Genomic DNA, 16,709 nt, shown 5'->3' with positions numbered 1-16,709 from the left:
GAGGCTTGAGGCAGGCTGAATTCGTCGAAATCAGGGGTCGGACGCACCGGCAGAAACATGCTCAGACATCCGTCGGAAACCCATCGCCGATAGTCATCTAGCCAGTCTTTCAGTTCGTTGACTATAGTCAACTGCCAGTCATTCACCGGTGGGCCAGGAGCGCTGGCCAGGGCACGGCGATCAACAGCGACAATAACCCTGCACTCAATTACAACGCGCCCCGAGAAAGATCAAACCCATGGCCACTAGCCTGCTCGCACTGCTTGACGACATTGCCAGCCTACTGGATGACGTATCCGTATTGACCCAGGTGGCTGCCAAGAAAACAGCCGGGGTGCTGGGAGATGATCTGGCCCTGAATGCGCAGCAGGTCGCCGGTGTCAAAGCCGAGCGCGAACTGCCAGTGGTCTGGGCGGTGTTCAAAGGCTCATTGATCAACAAAACCATCTTGGTGCCCGCTGCCCTGGCCTTGAGCGCACTGGCGCCGTGGGCGGTGACACCGCTACTGATGCTGGGCGGGGCCTTTTTATGCTTTGAGGGGTTTGAAAAACTGGCACACAAGTTCTTGTCCGGCGGCGCTGAAGACGCGGCGCAGCATGCCAAGCTGGTGCAGGCGCTGACAGATCCGTCGCTTGATCTGGTGGTACTGGAAAAAGAAAAAATCAAGGGTGCGGTGCGCACCGATTTCATTTTGTCGACCGAGATCATTGTCATCACGCTCGGTACGGTGCAATCGAGTCCGCTGCTCACCCAGATCAGCGTGCTGAGTGGCATCGCCGTGCTGATGACGATCGGCGTCTACGGTCTGGTGGCGGGCATTGTGAAACTCGACGATGGCGGGCTCTACCTCAGCCAGCAAACCGGTGCCGGCGTGGCCGCGCGCCTGCAGCGCAGCCTGGGGCGGAGCATTCTTAGCGCGGCGCCCTATTTGATGAAGGGGCTGTCGGTAGCGGGCACCGCCGCCATGTTTCTGGTGGGAGGTGGGATCTTGATCCACGGCACGCCAGGGGCTGGCAGCTTGATTGAGCACTGGAGCCTGGTCGCGGGCGCGGCACTGCAACCCGTGGCCGCTTTGACGCTGAATGCGCTGGGGGGCCTTCTGGCTGGGGCGGTGGTACTGGCCAGCGTGTCCTTGGTGAAACGACTCAAGCAGCGGTTTATTAAAACGATTTAGGCCTCTAGCCATTATGGAATAAGCGCTGGCAGCTATAAAAATAGTACTAAATCTTCTGTACACACTGAGACCAGAGGTTTATGATTTCGCTCGGGCGTCTGATGAGTACGCCGGGTGTCAACAGGAGGACATTGATTTTGAAGATGTTGCGACTGCCTCGCTCTAAAGTGCAGATCGGCACACCCCTGCCCTGGAGTGTGCGCGATGAGCAGGGCACATTGTTGCTCTCGAAGGGGCATCTGGTTGAGAGCGAGCATCTGCTTGACCAATTGCTCCTGCGCGGTGCCTATGTGGATGCCGAAGAAGCCCGAGCAGTCGCGCTGGCGGACGCCCCGCAGCGGCCCAAGACACCTGTGCCGCCACCCAATATTTTTGGTTTGTGGGACAAAACCACGGATGATTTGAAAAAACTGCTGGTCAGCGTGACACACCAGGATGACTTCCCTGGCCGCATCGAGCAGTTTGCGCGCCACCTGCTGGAACTGGTTGACTGCAACGCTGACATCGCCATTTATCGATGCGTGCGCCAAGACAACGCCCAGCATTTTTATTTCGGCTATACCCATGCCGTTCATACCGCCATGCTATGCATTTTGATGGCCCGCCATCTGAAATGGCCCGAGACCCGTTTGATGAGCCTGGTGAAGGCGGCGCTCACCATGAACCAGCCCATTCTTGATTTGCAGGGGCAAATGGCGGGACAGGATGTCCCCATGAAAGACAAACAACGGGCTGCCATTCACACCCATCCGACCCAATGTGTTGAATGGCTTCAAAAAGCCGGGGTCACAGATACCGACTGGCTGACTGCCATTGAGCAACATCATGAGCGAGCGGATGGAACCGGCTACCCGCTGGGCTCTACCGAAGTCTGCGAGATGGCGGTCGCGCTGCGCGTGGCAGATACCTTCACATCCAGAGTAAGTCCCCGTGTCATGCGTCCGGCGCTGTCGCCTCAGGAGGCAGTACGGCAACTGTATCAAGAGGACAAAGGTGGTCCTCTGTCAACGGCCGTCATCAAGGAATTGGGCATTTATCCGCCCGGTGATTTCGTGAAACTTGCCTCCGGGGAACTGGGCATCGTGGTGCAACGCACGGCCAACGCGCGAGCGCCTATTGTGGCCTCCATCACCGACACGTCCGGTCGCCCGGTGCCGCATACCGTGCGCCATGACACGGCGCAACCCGAATTCGCGATCAAGGCCACCGCGTCTGACAAAGTCATGCTGATGCGTTTGCCGCCCGAACGGCTGTTCGGGTTCTCATTGGCACCGCAGGCACCCTTGGTGCGGCCCAAACCGGCGCCTTAGCGCAGGTGCCATGATGGCCAGAGCGGCAATGGATGCAAGCCGCCGGATCAGACCTCGCCACCAAAACGTTCGCTCAGGTTGGCAACCCACTGGTCGGTCATTTTTTCAAATTCCGACTTGACCAGCGGTGTAATCACCATTTTCAACAAGCCCGGCACGGGCAAGGTGAGTTCGCCCGTGAGACTCAAGACAATCTTGGTTGACTTTTTCTTGTCGGTCAATTTCCAGCCACCCTCGATCAAGCCGTTACCTTCGCCCTTGACGGGCGTCCAGTTGATCGTGCCTTTGGCTCGGTTGGACGCGTATTTGCAGGCAAAAATGGTTTGCAGGTAGAACTGCGCGATGCCAATTTTTTCAAATTCCCAGCGAAAAATATCATTGCCGAGGTCCACCAGTTTGTCCACCTTGGGGTAGTGGCTGGCTGCGACAGGGATGTCAGACAACACGTCAAAGACCTCTTTGATACCGGCTTTCACTTCAAACTCGTAGCCAAGATCGACATTTACGTTAATGGTCATGGAGAACTCACTCAATGGTTGATGGAGAGTTGCGGACAGCGCAGAGTGCAGAGTCGGACTTCAAAGACCCAGCGCGGCAATGCCCGCCCGGGCGATCTGTGCATCTTCGCTGGATTTCACACCACTGACACCGACCGCGCCCAGGCACTGACCCTCTTTCATCACCGGGACCCCACCCTCCAGCAAACCTTTGACCTCAGGCGCACTTAAAAAAGAGGCTCGTCCACCATTCACAATGTCTTCATAGACTTTGCTTTCGCGCCGGCCCAGGGCCGCCGTGTGCGCCTTGGCAGGTGCAATATGGGCGGAAATGGCAGCGGCACCATCCAGTCGCTGCAACCACAACAAGTGACCGCCATCGTCAACGATGGCAATGGACACGGCCCAGCTATTTTTCAGGGCTTCGGCTTCGGCCGCCGCCGCGATGGTCTTGACATCAGCCAGTTCGAGAATGAGTTTGGTTTTCATGGGTTAAAGAATTTTGATTGCACAGGCCTCAAGCATAGCCGCTGCCTCTTACCGCGTGGATACGTCCAAGCGGCAAGTATCCTTACAAGCTGTAGGCACCCGGTCCAAATAATTGGGGCGGGGGCACCTGACTGACCCTAAAATGAACAATCTATGTACGGTTCAGACCACAAAGGAGCTTGACGATGACTGACAATGTTCAATCAATTGACCGCAGCTATGGCTATGCGGCCTCAGCCGAGCAGCGCAACAAAGTGCTGCGCAACACCTACTGGCTACTGGCCTTGAGCCTGGTGCCCACGGTGTTGGGTGCCTGGTTGGGCGTGGCCACCGGCATCACGCGCTCGCTGAGCGGCGGCCTGGGTATGGTTGTGTTTCTGGGCGGCGCCTTTGGCTTCATGTACGCGATTGAGAAAACCAAGAATTCGGCCGCCGGGGTGCCGGTGCTGCTGGGATTCACCTTTTTCATGGGCTTGATGCTGTCACGCATGATTGGCATGGTGCTGGGTTTCAAGAATGGGCCAGATCTGATCATGACCGCCTTTGGTGGCACGGCTGGCGTGTTTTTTGTCATGGCCAGCCTGTCCAGCGTCATCAAACGTGACCTGTCCGGCATGGGCAAGTGGCTTTTTGTAGGTGCCATGGCGGTGATGATTGGCGGCATCATCAATGTGTTTGTCGGATCCACGGCGGCCATGATGGCGATCTCGGTGGCAGTCATCGGTATTTTCAGTGCCTACATGCTGTATGACTTGAAGCGCATCGTCGACGGCGGCGAAACCAACTACATCAGCGCCACATTGGCCTTGTACCTGGACATCATCAATGTGTTCCAGGCGCTGCTCGCCCTGCTGGGTATTGCGGGCGGTGAGCGAGATTAAGACCGCTCCACTTCCAAGAAAAAAGACCCTTTCCGGGTCTTTTTTCTTGATGGCGTCAACAGATAACTTCAGTGCAACACAAAATTGACCGATAAAGAGACTATCTTTCTGTCACACACCATGAACGTACGCCTGCTCATCACAACGGTCACCCTGCTGCTGGCGGGCTGCGTCATCCCCGGCATGGAGCCGGACCCGAGAATCGCCCAGCGCGAAGCCGAGGCGAAGGCGATTGGCGGCGCCTGCCGATATGGGCTGCGCGGCATTGAAGACTGTTACAGCCTGAATGAAGAGGCGTCCAAAGCCGCCATCTTTGACGGCTGGAAAGACATGGACCAGTACATGCGTGAGAACAAAATTGAGGGTATTCGCGCCGCAGTCGCCAAGGTGGAATCGGTCGAGGTCATTCTGGAAAACAAGAGCGCAACGGCCGACGTCGCCGATAAAGCGCCGCCAAAATTGACCCCTAAACCTGCGGTGGCTGCAATCGCAGCAGCTCACTGATTTTTCCCGATTGACCTTTGCGTTCAAACCTCCAGGTCAAACACCGCCATGCTCTCCACATGCGCCGTGTGAGGAAACATGTTCACCACGCCCGCAAAAGAACAGCGATAACCCGCCTGATGCACCAGCAGATCAGCATCGCGCGCCAGCGTGGACGGGTTGCAACTGACATAGACAATGCGTTTCGGAGCTGTCCAACCCGCGGCTCCGACAGTGGCTGGATGACTGATGGGGTCCAGCTTTTGTTGATGCAGTTCAGCCAGCGCCTGCATCAGGGAAACAGCGCCCTCACGCGGCGGATCCACCAGCCATTTGTCAGCTGCACCGTCCTGGATCAGTAATTCAGGCGTCATCTCGAACAAATTTCTAGCTACAAAATTAGTAGCTGCAAGCTCTTTATTGACGGGGGCTAGAGCCTGATTTAGCTTAAAATTTTCACGCGATCGCGCGACCAGCACCTCACTGCCCTCCACCCCCAGCACCTCACGCGCCTGCGTCGCAATCGGCAGTGTGAAATTGCCCAGGCCACAGAACCAGTCAATCACCCGTTCATGCCTTTTCGCATCCAGCAGTCGCAACGCGCGCGACACCAACACCCGGTTGATATGCGGATTGACCTGCGTGAAGTCGGTCGGTTTGAACGGCATGTGAATACCGAACTCCGGCAGGTCATAGCTCAACGCCTGGCCGCCCTCATCAAGCAGATGTGCTGTCTCGGGCCCGTTGGGTTGCAACCACCACTGCACCCCGGCATGCTGGGCGGCAAAGCCGCGCAGCAGCGCCAAATCACCATGAGTCAACGGCTCCATGTGGCGCAGCACCAGCGCCGTGACACTGTCGCCACAGGCGAGTTCGATCTGGGGACAGGTCTCCATCGCCTCCATCGAGCTTATCAAGGCCCTCAGCGGCAGCAGCAAGTCGCTCACATGCGGTGGCAACACCGGGCACTCTTTCATGTCGGCCACATAGCCGCTTTTTCGCTCGTGAAAACCGATCAATAGCTCGCCCTTTTTACGCACATAACGCACCGACAACCGGGCCCGGTAGCGGTAACCCCAGGCCGGGCCTTCAATCGGCCGCAAAATGGTGTCCGCCTTCACCTTGCCCAGGTGCCACAGGTTGTCCTCCAGCACGCGCTGCTTGACCGCCACCTGGGCGCCAACGTGCAGATGCTGCATCTTGCAGCCGCCACAAGCACCTTCATGCAGACCAAAATGTGGGCAACCCGGCTGCACGCGCTGCGAGGACTCGCGGTGAATCGCGGTCACGACGCCCTGCTCCCAGTTGTTTTTCTTGCGCTGCACATTGGCGCTCACCAACTCAAACGGTAACGCACCCTTGATGAACACCACTTTGCCGTCGGCACGGTGAGCTACACCCTGTGCCTCCAGATCAAGTGATTCAACCAGCAGCCAGTCGGGCGCAAAATTCTCGGTGTTATGCATGTCGTCGGTCATGGCGCTATTGTCTCAGGCACCGGATCACCCCAAAACAATTTGAGCACCCCAGAACGGATCAGCAAACCTAAATCAGGGCGTCCCGTGTGATACCGCGGTGCGCCAAATAGCGTTTGAGCTTGGCCAAAGCCTCGTTCTGGACCTGTCGCACGCGCTCACGCGTCAGGTCCAGACGCGCGCTCAGCACATCCAGCGTTTCAGGCTCGCGGTCATGCAAGCCAAAGCGCCCTTCCAGCACCTCTTTTTCGCGTTCAGACAAGGTGCCAACCCACTCCTCCAGCAAACGCTCCACCTCGTGGACCTGCGTCACACCAGACGGGTCCGCCGTGATTTCATCGACCAGTGAGTCCCCCAACGTCTGCGTCTCGCCCGAGCGGTCCAGGGCGGCGTCCAGGGACCTGGGCGCCTCCGCCAGACCCAGTAAATCGGCAACATGGGCCGGGTCGCGGCCCAACAAGGCGGCCACATCGTCGACTCGAATGCCATCGGGTCGACTCACCACGAACGCCGCATCACTCTCCAGCGCCCGGCGGGCCCGCAGAACCTGCTGCAACTCCCTGACCACGTTCACCGGCAGGCGCACCACCCGTCCTTGGCACATCAAGGCACGATCCACCGATTGGCGAATCCACCAGGTGGCATAGGTGGAAAAACGAAATCCCCGTTCCGGCTCAAATTTATCAATGGCGTGCATCAGACCCAGGTTGCCTTCTTCGATCAGGTCCAACAAGGGTACGCCACGGCCCCTATAGGCCTTGGCAATACTCACCACCAGGCGCAGATTGTGTTCAATCATGCTTTGGCGGGCGGCAAAGTCGCCAGCGCGGGCCCTGCCGGCAAGTTCAAACTCTTCTTGTGGCGTGAACAGGGTGGTGCGGCGCACCTGGCGCAGGTAAACGGTCAGCGCGTCACCGGACTCGCCCGCCGCCTCAGATGCCTCAATGGCCGCACTCGGCAGCGTCGGCGATGCGGATTCCGACAGCCCATTTTTTGCTACTAAATCAGCAGCATACTCTCCACCATCAACGGGGGCTGGATGGCTATTTGTCACGAAATCCGACACGCCGCGTGTCGGCAGTCTGGGAGCGTTGTCAGGTCCAGGCACGGGGCTTTTTTTCATGGCCCGTTCCCGTACCCATCACCGAGCTGGCAGATACCTGGCCGGGTCGACCGGTTTGCCTTGCCGGCGAACTTCAAAATGCAACTTGACGCGGTCGCTGTCACTGCTACCCATTTCGGCAATTTTTTGCCCCTTGCGCACCGACTGATCTTCTTTGATCAACAAGGTCTTGTTGTGGGCATAGGCGGTCAGGTAAGTGTTGTTGTGCTTGAGAATGATCAGGTTGCCATAGCCGCGCAGACCAGCCCCAACATAAACCACCCGGCCGTCGGCGGCGGCGACGACCGGGTCGCCCGCAACACCGCCAATGTCGAGGCCTTTGTTCTTGACCTCATCAAATCCGGCCAGCACCGTACCGTTGGTCGGCCAGATCCAGTCGATATCATCGTCCGCTGTCGGGGCAACAGTCGGCCCAGGCATCGAACTGGCCGAAGCGGCCGCAGTGGCCGCAGTGGCCGCAGTGGCGGCCGACGCCGGCGCAGTCGGCACCGGCGTGGCACTGGCCGAGGTAACGGGCTTGGCGACCACTCCGCTGGCCGCACTGGCTGCTGCAGGCGGCACCACCCGCAGCACTTGGCCGACTTCAATAAGATTCATATTGTCAACATTGCTCCAGCGCGCAATATCCTTGGCGGCCTGCCCGTGCTCCAGGCCAATGCGGATCAGGGTGTCGCCGGGTTTGACGGTGTAGTAACCGGGCTTGCCTGCATTCTCAAAACCTGGCAACTGCTTGACGTCCGGGCTTGCCGGTTCCATGGCCACTGGTTCAGGCTGGCCCATGCCAACCCCGCGATCTTCCACCGGCGCCCGATTGAGCACTCTGGAGCCACACCCCCCCAGCATCCCGACGATAACAACAGTAACAAAAGCCAAGCTCAGGCGAGCACTCAAACCAAACATACAAAATCCCTTCATGCGATCCCCGATTTTAAAGGGACAAAGTGGACCGCCTCAAGCATCATTTGCCGCAGACCTTGCGGCGTACGATCAATCACCACCAGCGCTTGCCGCCCTGGCGCCCCAGCGCCGGCGGACACCGGCGCCACCAATCGCCCGCCCATGGCCAGTTGATCGATCCAGGCCTGGGGCACGGCTTCACCCCCGGCAGCAGCGATGATGGCCGCGTAGGGGGCGCCCTTGACATAGCCCACCATACCATCCCCAAACAGAAGATGCAGGTTGGCCAGCGCCAAATGCCGCAGATTGTGACGTGCCTTGTCATGCAGTCCGCGCAGTCGTTCCATGCTGTAGACCTCGTTCGCCAACCGGCTCAACACTGCCGCTTGATAGCCGCAGCCCGTTCCGATCTCCAGCACACGTCCCAATTTGCCCGGCGCGCCGTTGCGCAGCAGTTCCAGCATGCGGGCCACCACACCAGGTTTGGAGATGGTCTGTCCCAAGCCAATCGGCAGACTCGTGTCCTCATAGGCCTGATTAACCAGCGCCGTGTCGACAAAACGGTGGCGTTCAATGGCCTGCATGGCCGCCAGCACCATGGGGTCGCTGACACCTTGCTGGACGAGCTTGCGCACCATGTTCATGCGCACCGCACTGGAGTCCATCCCCACGCCTTGGGAAAGCGGGTGGCCTGACGGCCTGGCGCCCGGGCTCTGGGCCTGACCTGCAAGCCTCGGGACGGACCGCCTGTCTGTGGGTTTACCCGCCGAGAAATCCAGCCGGACAGGAAAAGGCGGGCGCTCTTTCATGCGAGCGTCAACTTGGCGGCCGTCTGAGCCCAATACCCGAGACTGTCATGGTCGGTCAAATCCACTTTCAGCGGTGTCATCGCAATATGGCCGTGGCTGGTGGCGTGAAAATCAGTACCTTCAGCCTCGTCCTTGGCCGGGCCCGCAGCACCGATCCAGTACATGGTGTCGCCGCGCGGACTGACCTGGGTAATCACGGCCTCGGCCGCGTGGCGCCGCCCGAGCCGACACAGCTTCACATGGGCGATTTCGTCAAAAGTCAAATTAGGAATATTCACATTGAGCAGCCAGGGGCTGCTCCCGATCAGGTCTTGCTGAGACATCTGCAGAACCAGATCGCGGGCTTTACGCGCCGCCGACGCCAGATGACTCCAATTTTTCTCAACCTGGGAAAATGCAATAGCCGGTATGCCAAACAGATAACCTTCCATCGCCGCACCCACGGTGCCCGAATAAATCGTGTCATCGCCCATATTGGCACCGTTGTTGATGCCTGCCAGCACCAAGTCCGGCCGATAGCCCAACAGCCCTGTCAGCGCAATATGCACACAATCAGCCGGCGTGCCATTGATGTAGCGAAAGCCATTGCTGGCACGGCAGACATACATCGGGGTATGCAGGGTCAAGGCGTTCGATTTGGCGCTGTTATTTTGTTCCGGCGCAACCACCTCGACCTCCGCCACGTCCTTCAGGGCGTCATACAGTGCCACCAGGCCCGGCGCCTGGTAACCATCGTCATTGCAAATAAGAATTTTCATAGTCAAACTGAGTTGATATTCATTGTAGGTGGCGCAGCAGCTTGGGCGCCCAGGTCACACGAGCGACATTTTCCGAAGTTGCGACCAACTATCATCTGCGCAACATATTAGGAGACTTACCCTCATGCATGCCTGGCTCTGTGAAAACCCCGTGGGCGTCGATGCCCTGACCTGGAAAGAATTGCCTACCCCGAGCCCGAAGGCGGGTGAAGTACTGATTGAGATCAAGGCGGCCAGCCTGAATTTTCCCGATCTCCTGATCGTACAGAACAAGTACCAGATGAAACCGCCCCTGCCCTTTGTGCCGGGCTCCGAGTATGCGGGCGTGGTGCAGGCCGTGGGCGACGGCGTGAGCCACCTGAAAGTCGGCCAGCACGTAGCCTGCCTGTCCGGGACCGGCGGCTTTGGCACACACACGGTGGCACCGGCAGCACTGTGCCTGCCGCTGCCAGATGGTTTTCCATTTGTGGATGCGGCCGCCTTCATCATGATCTACGCCACCTCGTACCACGCGCTGGTGGACCGGGCGCAGCTCAAGGCGGGTGAGACCGTGTTGGTCTTGGGTGCCGCCGGCGGCGTGGGCACTGCCGCGATCCAGATTGCCAAGGCCTGTGGGGCCAGGGTTATCGCGGCGGCCTCGAACGATGAAAAATGCGCGCTGTGCCAGTCCATCGGGGCCGACGCCACCATCAATTACACCCGTGAGAATCTGCGCGAGGCAGTCAAGACACTCACTGCGGGCAAGGGCCCGGATGTCATTTACGACCCGGTGGGCGGCGACTTCGCCGAGCCCGCCTTCCGCTCCATTGCCTGGCGCGGGCGCTATCTGGTGGTGGGATTCGCGGCCGGGCCGATTCCCGCCTTGCCGTTCAACCTGGCACTGCTCAAAGGCGCCTCCATCGTCGGCGTGTTCTGGGGCGAGTTTGCCAAACGCGAACCCCAGGCCAACGCCGCCATGATGAAGGAATTGGCCCAATGGTATGGCCAGGGCAAAATCAAACCCGTCATCGACAGCACCCTGCCGATGGCGGAGCTCAAGGCCGCCTTTGCCCACATGGGCTCACGCGGCGTCAAAGGCAAACTTGTGCTGGTGAACTGAGCGGGCCATCGAATCAAGCCACATCGCCACCGATATTGGGCCTGGTCGCGCCAGAGCCGTCGTTTCTGCAAAAATGCATTGAGCGCCACGGGCGAGAGGGACGCGACTGATGGTTGGATATATCTTATCAGCCTCTAGCCCCCGTCTCTTCTGCTTAAGCAGCTATCAATTTGAAAGCAAAGAGTTTCGGACTCTTTGCTGCCGAAAGGCTCAGGCGGCTCGCAGCAGTGGCCGGGTCCGCTGGCTGGCGTGCAGCCAGGCACGCCGTAACACGGTCGGCGACTTGGTTTCTTCGGGAATCAGCAGGTAGTTTTGCGCCCGCATCGCCGTTCCCAAGCCGACGCGACTGGTCGCGACGGTCATCGGAATGGACAGCAGCAGCGGCAGGCCGACGGGCAGCAACCAGACCAGGGCAAGGGGGTCGATCATGGCGACGCCGCCAGCCAGCACCGCAATCACCAAACTCATGGGGGCGAGTTGCGCCAGCGCATAACGCCATGGCACTGCCGCCGCTTCGCGCGGAGGCGATTTCCATTCGAGCTTGAGACCGGTGAGCGCCACCACGACAAACAGCGAATGCGCCAGCATGCGAACGGGCGCCTGCAGCAAGGCAATGAGGGTTTCCAGCAGGGCGCTGCGCAGCAGGCTGACCGTGCCGCCATAAGCCTGCTGCTGGCGGTTGAGCAGCACGGCGGCGAGACCCAAAATGCGCGGCAGAAACAGCATGCACAGCGTCCAGACCCAGAGCGCTACCAATTCGCCAGGCAGCAGCATCCAGTTGGCGATCATCGGCGAGCCCGACAGCCACAGCGCCGTGCCCAGCGTCATGAAGCCCAACCACAGAGGCGCTGACAAATAGGCCATGGCCCCGGTGGCAAACATGGAGCGGTGCACCGGATGAATGCCGGGCTCGGCGATCAGGCGCGAGTTTTGCAGGTTGCCCTGGCACCAGCGGCGGTCGCGTTGCAGTTCGGCCAACAGGTCGGACGGCTGCTGTTCGTAGCTGCCCACCAGGTCGGCCACCAGCCAGACGTGGTAACCGGCGCGGCGCATCAGTGCGGCTTCCACAAAGTCATGCGACATGATGCTGCCCGACATGCCACCGGTGCCCGCAATACGCGCCAGTGCGCAGTGCTGCATGAAAGGTGCGACGCGGATGATGGCGTTGTGGCCCCAGTAGTGCGACTCGCCCATTTGCCAGAACTGCATGCCCAGCGTGAACAGGCGACCGGTCACGCGCGAGGCAAACTGCTGCGCCCGGGCGTGCAAGGTGACATGGCCGATGGCCTGGGTGGCGGTCTGGATGATGCCGGCGGTGGGGTTGGCTTCCATCAGCTTGACCATGGAGACCAGGCAGTCGCCGCTCATCACGCTGTCGGCGTCCAGCACCACCATGTAGCGGTAATCCTTGCCCCAGCGACGGCAGAAGTCGGCCACGTTGCCGGACTTGCGATCGGTGCGGCGCTTGCGCAGACGGTAATAGACCTCGATTTGCGGCTGCTCGGGCTGGCTGGCGAGTTGGGTCCGCAACTCTTCCCAGGCGGCGCGTTCCGCTTTCTGAATCGCGATGTCGTTGCTGTCAGACAGCACAAACACGTCAAAGGCCTGGACATGCTTTGTTAGCGCCACCGATTCACAGGTGGCGCGCAGGCCGGCAAACACCGTGCGCACATCTTCATTGCAGATCGGCATGATGATGGCGGTACGCCTGGCGGCATCGAGCGTATGGTGCTGAACCTTCCTGGCCGACAAACTGTGGCTGTCGCCCCGCAGCATCACGTAAAAGCCCATCATCGCGGTCATGAAGCCCGTCACCACCCAAGCCGACAGCAAGGCAAACAGTGTGGCCTGGCCGTACTGCAAAAAGGCGTTGTCGTAGTCGGGCTGAATGTCCGTGAAAAGGCTGGTGGCCAGTACCGTACTGATCACTGTCAGCAGCAAGAACACGGCGCGCCGGCGTCTGGCGGCTTGCTGCCAGGGTTCCTGCTTGTCAGCGATCGAAGCGGCTGCAAGCGCCTGCGCCTGAACCCGCCCAGTCAGTTTGAGCACGGGGAACAGGGCCGCACTGGCGAGGCTGTTCCAGAAACCTCGCCACGGCCGCGGCACCATGCTGGCGCGATTGATCGGCGGTGCCGTGACGGCGTTGGGGTGACGTTCTTCGCGCAAGACGCTACGCCCGCCGATGGGAATCAAGGTGTGATCAGGTTGGTCCATGTTTCGCTCAGTGTTTGGTTGTTGTGTTGGAGGAAGGCGCGCAGCTCGACGGGCTGGGCCGGATTGAGTCGCTGCACGCGCAATGTCATGCGCCAAGCGCCGGTGGCCGGGTTCTTGTAGGCCAGGCTTTCCGTCACACGGCCATTGGCATTGGCGGTCGCGATCGCCTTGACCGGCGCGTCTGCGGGCAAGGCGTCCAGGGCCGGACCGGCAAAATCAATCACAAACTGAATTTGCTGACCCAGGGCCTCGGCGCCGAGCTTGGTGTAGCCCGTGCCGCGACGCGATTGCGTGACCCAACCGTTGGGTGGCAATTGCTGGTTTTTGCCCTGCCAGTGAATGGTGTAGGCGAAATCCATCGATTGACCGGGCGCCGGCATTTTGGCCGGCACCCAGTAGGCCGCCACGTTGTCGTGGGTTTCGTCCGGGATGGCAAATTGCAGCAGCTCGACCCGGCCGGCGCCCCAGTCGCCCAAGGGCGTGACCCAGGCGCTGGGCCGGAGTTCATAGCGGGCCTCGGTGTCCTCAAAGCTGTTGAAAGCGCGGTCGCGCTGCATCAGGCCAAAGCCCTTCAAGCTCTTCATGCTGAACGAGGTCGTGACGGGGGCGGCCGGGTTTTGCAGCGGTCGCCACAGCCATTCGCCTTCGCCGGTGGCAATCATCAAGCCGTCGGAGTCATGCACTTCCGGGCGAAAGTCGCCGGGCCGGGGCTGGTTCTCGCCAAAGAGGAACATGCTGGTCAACGGCGCCAGACCCAGCGTCGCCACGGGCGTGTCGGTCGGGCGCATGAAGATGCGGGCATGCACCTCCGTCACGGTCTGTTCGCCTGGCGTGATGTCAAAACGGTAGGAGCCCGTCATGCGCGGCGAATCCATCAGCGCATAAACAACCAGCTTCTTCGCATCGCCGGTCGGTTTTTCAAGCCAGAACTCGGTGAAGCGCGGGAACTCTTCCTTGGCGCTGCCCGCCGTGTCAACCGCCAGGCCGCGTGCGGACAGGCCATAGCGCTGGCCGCTGCCCAGCGCCCGGAAGTAACTGGCGCCGGAAAAAACGACAAGCTCGTCCTTGTACGTCGCCGAATTCAGGTTGTTGAAGGCGCGCAGGCCACCGAAGCCGAGATTGCCCCAAGTCTGCGGTGACAGCTTGTTTTTTCCGAAGTTGAAGTCGGCCGGGTTGTAGGGAATCGGCTTGATACCCTGCGGGGTGATCTCATGGACGCGAACCGAGTCGCCGCTTTTCCCGACGTGGAGAAAATTGACTTCATACGGCAGCTTGTCCGCCCGCCACAAGGTGCTGTCTGCATTGAAGCGGATGTCACGGTAACCGTCGTAATCAAGATTGGCGAGTTCCGCCGGAATCGCGTGGCTTGCCGGTTTGAAGGGCGCCTGGGCTTGCTTGCGGGCGAGCCCGGCGACATCATCGAGCGTCCACGCCTGCGCCTGGCCGGCAAGCAAGGCCAGCAGGCTGGCAACCATCAGGGCAACAAAGCGGGCCGCAAAGGTATGTCCGCGACGGTGAAAATAAGGGAGGCAAATGGTCTGCATGCCAACACTAGTGCAAACCCTATGCCAGCCCTGAAAAACCTATTTAAATCAACAGCTTGACGCTTGTCCTGAATTAACAAGCCGAAAAGTGACTGCAAAGCCGTTGCAAACCGGTGTTTTTGTCGCCGACGAGCGACAACATCCCGCTTGTAAAGTTGAAATCCTTTTTAAATCAAGCGCTTAGGGTTGTCGCCTGCGAGCGACTCAGCTTGCAGCAGGGGGCGAGGCCGACCCGCTGTTGTCGGCCTTGAACAGCCCGGGCGTCAGGCCGTGCTTTTGCATCAGGCGGTAAAACTCGGTCCGGTTGCGGTCGGCCAGACGGGCGGCGTCGGCCACATTGCCGTCGGTGAGCTTGAGCAGGCCCACCAGGTAGTCGCGCTCAAAGCGTTGCCGGGCCTCGGCCAGGGTCAGCACCTCCACGCTGGGCGAGCGCAGGGCGCGCTGAACCAGGGCCAGCGGCACCAGCGGCGAGGTCGACAGGGCGCAGACCTGCTCCACGACGTTGTAGAGCTGGCGCACATTGCCCGGCCAGGCGGCCGTGGTCAAGGCAATCAGGGCCTCGGGCGCAAATCCGCTCAGGCGTTTTTTGTATTTGTCGGCCAATTTGACCAAAAAATAGTTGGCCAGCAGCGCGATGTCCTCGCGCCGCTCGGACAGCGGCGGCAAGCTCAAGGTGACAACATTGAGCCGGTAGTACAGGTCGGCACGGAATTGGCCCTCGGCCATCGCCAGGTCGAGGTCGCGGTGCGTGGCTGAGATGATGCGCACATCCACGGGAATGGACTGGCTTGAGCCCAAGGGCCGCACCATGCGTTCCTGCAGCACCCGCAGCAGCTTGACCTGCAGCGCCGACGGCATGTCGCCGATCTCGTCGAGCAGCAGGGTGCCACCGTCGGCCGCCTGAAACAGCCCGATGTGATTCGCCACGGCGCCGGTGAAGGCACCCTTGACATGGCCAAACAGTTCCGACTCCAGCAAGGGCTCCGGAATGGCGCCGCAGTTCACCGCGATGAACGGTTTGCTGGCGCGCGAGCCGGCCTGGTGAATCGCCCGGGCCAGCAGTTCCTTGCCGGTGCCGCTTTCGCCACGCAGCAGCACGCTGGCGTCCGATTGCGCCACCATGTGCGCTTCCGCCAGCACTTCGGCCATGCGGCTGGAGCGGCTGATGATCTGGTTTTGCCACGCCTGCGGGCTGCCGGGCTTCACGGAATGGGCCGGGGCGCTGAGCGACAGCGCCTGCGCAATCTTGTCGAGCAGGCTCTTGCCATCAAAGGGCTTGGTCAGGTAGGAGAAGACACCGCGTTCGGTAGCCTGGACCGCATCGGGAATCGTGCCATGGGCGGTCAGCAAAATAACCGGCAACGAGGGGTGTTGCGCGCGAATGTCGTCAAACAGCGCCAGGCCGTCGCGGCCCGGCAGGCGCACGTCACTGAGCACCAGTTGCGGCCGCTCGATATGCAGCTGGGTCATGGCGGCCTCGGCCGAGGTGACCGCCGTCACGCGGTAGCCCGCCGCTGTGAGCCGGATGGTCAGCAGGCGCAGCATGTCGGCGTCGTCGTCAACCACCAGCAGATGGGGGCCGGGTGCGCGAGGCGCCGCGGCGGGCGGCGTGACGGGGTCGTCAGGCAAATCGCTCATGGCGTTGCCGGGCGGGTGCCACGATTGCCCGGCGCCGGGGCGCTGGCCGCTGGCGGACGGCTCGTGAGGCTGCGTTCGATCGCCTTGAGTGCTTCCAGCCGCTCATTGGTCTGATCCAGCCGGCGCTGCATGTCGCGTGTCTGCTGGGTTTGTTTCTCAAGCTGTTCTTCCAGGCGGCGCTGCTCGCCGTAGCGCGAGGCCAGCAGGCCGGCCAGCGGATGCAGCGTCTGCGCCTCGGTGTCGGCATTGGCCAGCACGCGTCCCAGCAGTTCCTGGGCACGTATGAGCTCGCTCAGCTGATGAAGCTGACTCAGGGCC

At 60.5% G+C, this 16,709-nt stretch carries 15 protein-coding genes and 1 pseudogene; 5 read left to right on the top strand and 11 right to left on the bottom strand.

The window, feature by feature from the left end:
• Positions 1 to 238 precede the first annotated feature (238 nt).
• Both WA157_RS07955 and WA157_RS07950 read left to right on the top strand, forming a co-directional pair.
• Positions 239 to 1,174, top strand: coding sequence for a DUF808 domain-containing protein (locus tag WA157_RS07955; protein ID WP_422620435.1), 936 nt, complete (start codon positions 239 to 241; stop codon positions 1,172 to 1,174).
• 143 nt (positions 1,175 to 1,317) lie between these two features.
• Positions 1,318 to 2,484 carry an HD-GYP domain-containing protein gene (locus tag WA157_RS07950; RefSeq protein ID WP_422620434.1) on the top strand — a complete coding sequence of 389 codons (1,167 nt, stop codon included), beginning with the start codon at positions 1,318 to 1,320 and terminating at the stop codon, positions 2,482 to 2,484.
• Between the two features lie 47 nt (positions 2,485 to 2,531).
• Here WA157_RS07950 and WA157_RS07945 read toward each other — a convergent pair whose 3' ends face one another.
• Positions 2,532 to 3,002, bottom strand: a complete 471-nt coding sequence (locus WA157_RS07945; protein WP_422620433.1) for an SRPBCC family protein — start codon at positions 3,000 to 3,002, stop codon at positions 2,532 to 2,534.
• A gap of 60 nt (positions 3,003 to 3,062) precedes the next feature.
• Positions 3,063 to 3,470 carry a GlcG/HbpS family heme-binding protein gene (locus tag WA157_RS07940; RefSeq protein WP_422620432.1) on the bottom strand — a complete coding sequence of 136 codons (408 nt, stop codon included), beginning with the start codon at positions 3,468 to 3,470 and terminating at the stop codon, positions 3,063 to 3,065.
• Between the two features lie 185 nt (positions 3,471 to 3,655).
• Here WA157_RS07940 and WA157_RS07935 point away from each other — a divergent pair, with 185 nt between their 5' ends.
• On the top strand, positions 3,656 to 4,351 hold the full coding sequence (locus WA157_RS07935; protein ID WP_422620431.1) for a Bax inhibitor-1/YccA family protein: 696 nt from the start codon (positions 3,656 to 3,658) through the stop codon (positions 4,349 to 4,351).
• A 120-nt stretch (positions 4,352 to 4,471) separates the two neighbouring features.
• Entirely contained in the window at positions 4,472 to 4,855 is a 384-nt protein-coding gene (locus tag WA157_RS07930) for a hypothetical protein (RefSeq protein WP_422620430.1), read from the top strand.
• Positions 4,856 to 4,878: 23 nt separating this feature from the next.
• On the opposite strand, the gene rlmD is transcribed toward WA157_RS07930, so the two are convergent.
• The 5 genes from rlmD to surE form a co-directional block, all read right to left on the bottom strand.
• Positions 4,879 to 6,312: a 23S rRNA (uracil(1939)-C(5))-methyltransferase RlmD gene (gene rlmD, locus WA157_RS07925; RefSeq protein ID WP_422620429.1), complete on the bottom strand. Its 1,434-nt coding sequence runs from the start codon at positions 6,310 to 6,312 to the stop codon at positions 4,879 to 4,881.
• Positions 6,313 to 6,379: 67 nt separating this feature from the next.
• Complete coding sequence (locus tag WA157_RS07920) at positions 6,380 to 7,432, bottom strand: sigma-70 family RNA polymerase sigma factor (protein WP_422620428.1); 1,053 nt, start codon at positions 7,430 to 7,432, stop codon at positions 6,380 to 6,382.
• Between the two features lie 18 nt (positions 7,433 to 7,450).
• Positions 7,451 to 8,332, bottom strand: coding sequence for a peptidoglycan DD-metalloendopeptidase family protein (locus WA157_RS07915; RefSeq protein ID WP_422620427.1), 882 nt, complete (start codon positions 8,330 to 8,332; stop codon positions 7,451 to 7,453).
• Between the two features lie 11 nt (positions 8,333 to 8,343).
• Positions 8,344 to 8,994: a protein-L-isoaspartate(D-aspartate) O-methyltransferase gene (locus tag WA157_RS07910; protein WP_422620426.1), complete on the bottom strand. Its 651-nt coding sequence runs from the start codon at positions 8,992 to 8,994 to the stop codon at positions 8,344 to 8,346.
• A gap of 140 nt (positions 8,995 to 9,134) precedes the next feature.
• Positions 9,135 to 9,896 carry a 5'/3'-nucleotidase SurE gene (gene surE, locus WA157_RS07905; protein WP_318665460.1) on the bottom strand — a complete coding sequence of 254 codons (762 nt, stop codon included), beginning with the start codon at positions 9,894 to 9,896 and terminating at the stop codon, positions 9,135 to 9,137.
• A gap of 124 nt (positions 9,897 to 10,020) precedes the next feature.
• On the opposite strand from surE, the gene WA157_RS07900 reads away from it, so the two are divergent.
• Complete coding sequence (locus tag WA157_RS07900) at positions 10,021 to 10,995, top strand: NADPH:quinone oxidoreductase family protein (protein WP_422620425.1); 975 nt, start codon at positions 10,021 to 10,023, stop codon at positions 10,993 to 10,995.
• Positions 10,996 to 11,205: 210 nt separating this feature from the next.
• Here WA157_RS07900 and mdoH read toward each other — a convergent pair whose 3' ends face one another.
• From mdoH to WA157_RS07880, 4 genes and pseudogenes are all read right to left on the bottom strand, one after another.
• Entirely contained in the window at positions 11,206 to 13,209 is a 2,004-nt protein-coding gene (mdoH, locus tag WA157_RS07895) for a glucans biosynthesis glucosyltransferase MdoH (protein ID WP_422620424.1), read from the bottom strand.
• Entirely contained in the window at positions 13,185 to 14,753 is a 1,569-nt protein-coding gene (locus tag WA157_RS07890) for a glucan biosynthesis protein G (protein ID WP_422620423.1), read from the bottom strand. Before WA157_RS07890 ends, mdoH begins: the two co-directional genes overlap by 25 nt.
• Before the next feature lie 204 nt (positions 14,754 to 14,957).
• Positions 14,958 to 16,391, bottom strand: a complete 1,434-nt coding sequence (locus WA157_RS07885) for a sigma 54-interacting transcriptional regulator (RefSeq protein ID WP_422620422.1) — start codon at positions 16,389 to 16,391, stop codon at positions 14,958 to 14,960.
• Positions 16,388 to 16,709 (bottom strand): annotated as a pseudogene (locus WA157_RS07880) (hypothetical protein); the annotation flags it as partial. The gene WA157_RS07885 and the pseudogene WA157_RS07880, both read right to left, overlap by 4 nt.

Source organism: Rhodoferax ferrireducens, from assembly GCF_049302455.1.
GTDB lineage: Bacteria > Pseudomonadota > Gammaproteobacteria > Burkholderiales > Burkholderiaceae_C > Rhodoferax > Rhodoferax ferrireducens_B.
This window is presented reverse-complemented; position numbering and strand designations above follow the sequence as displayed.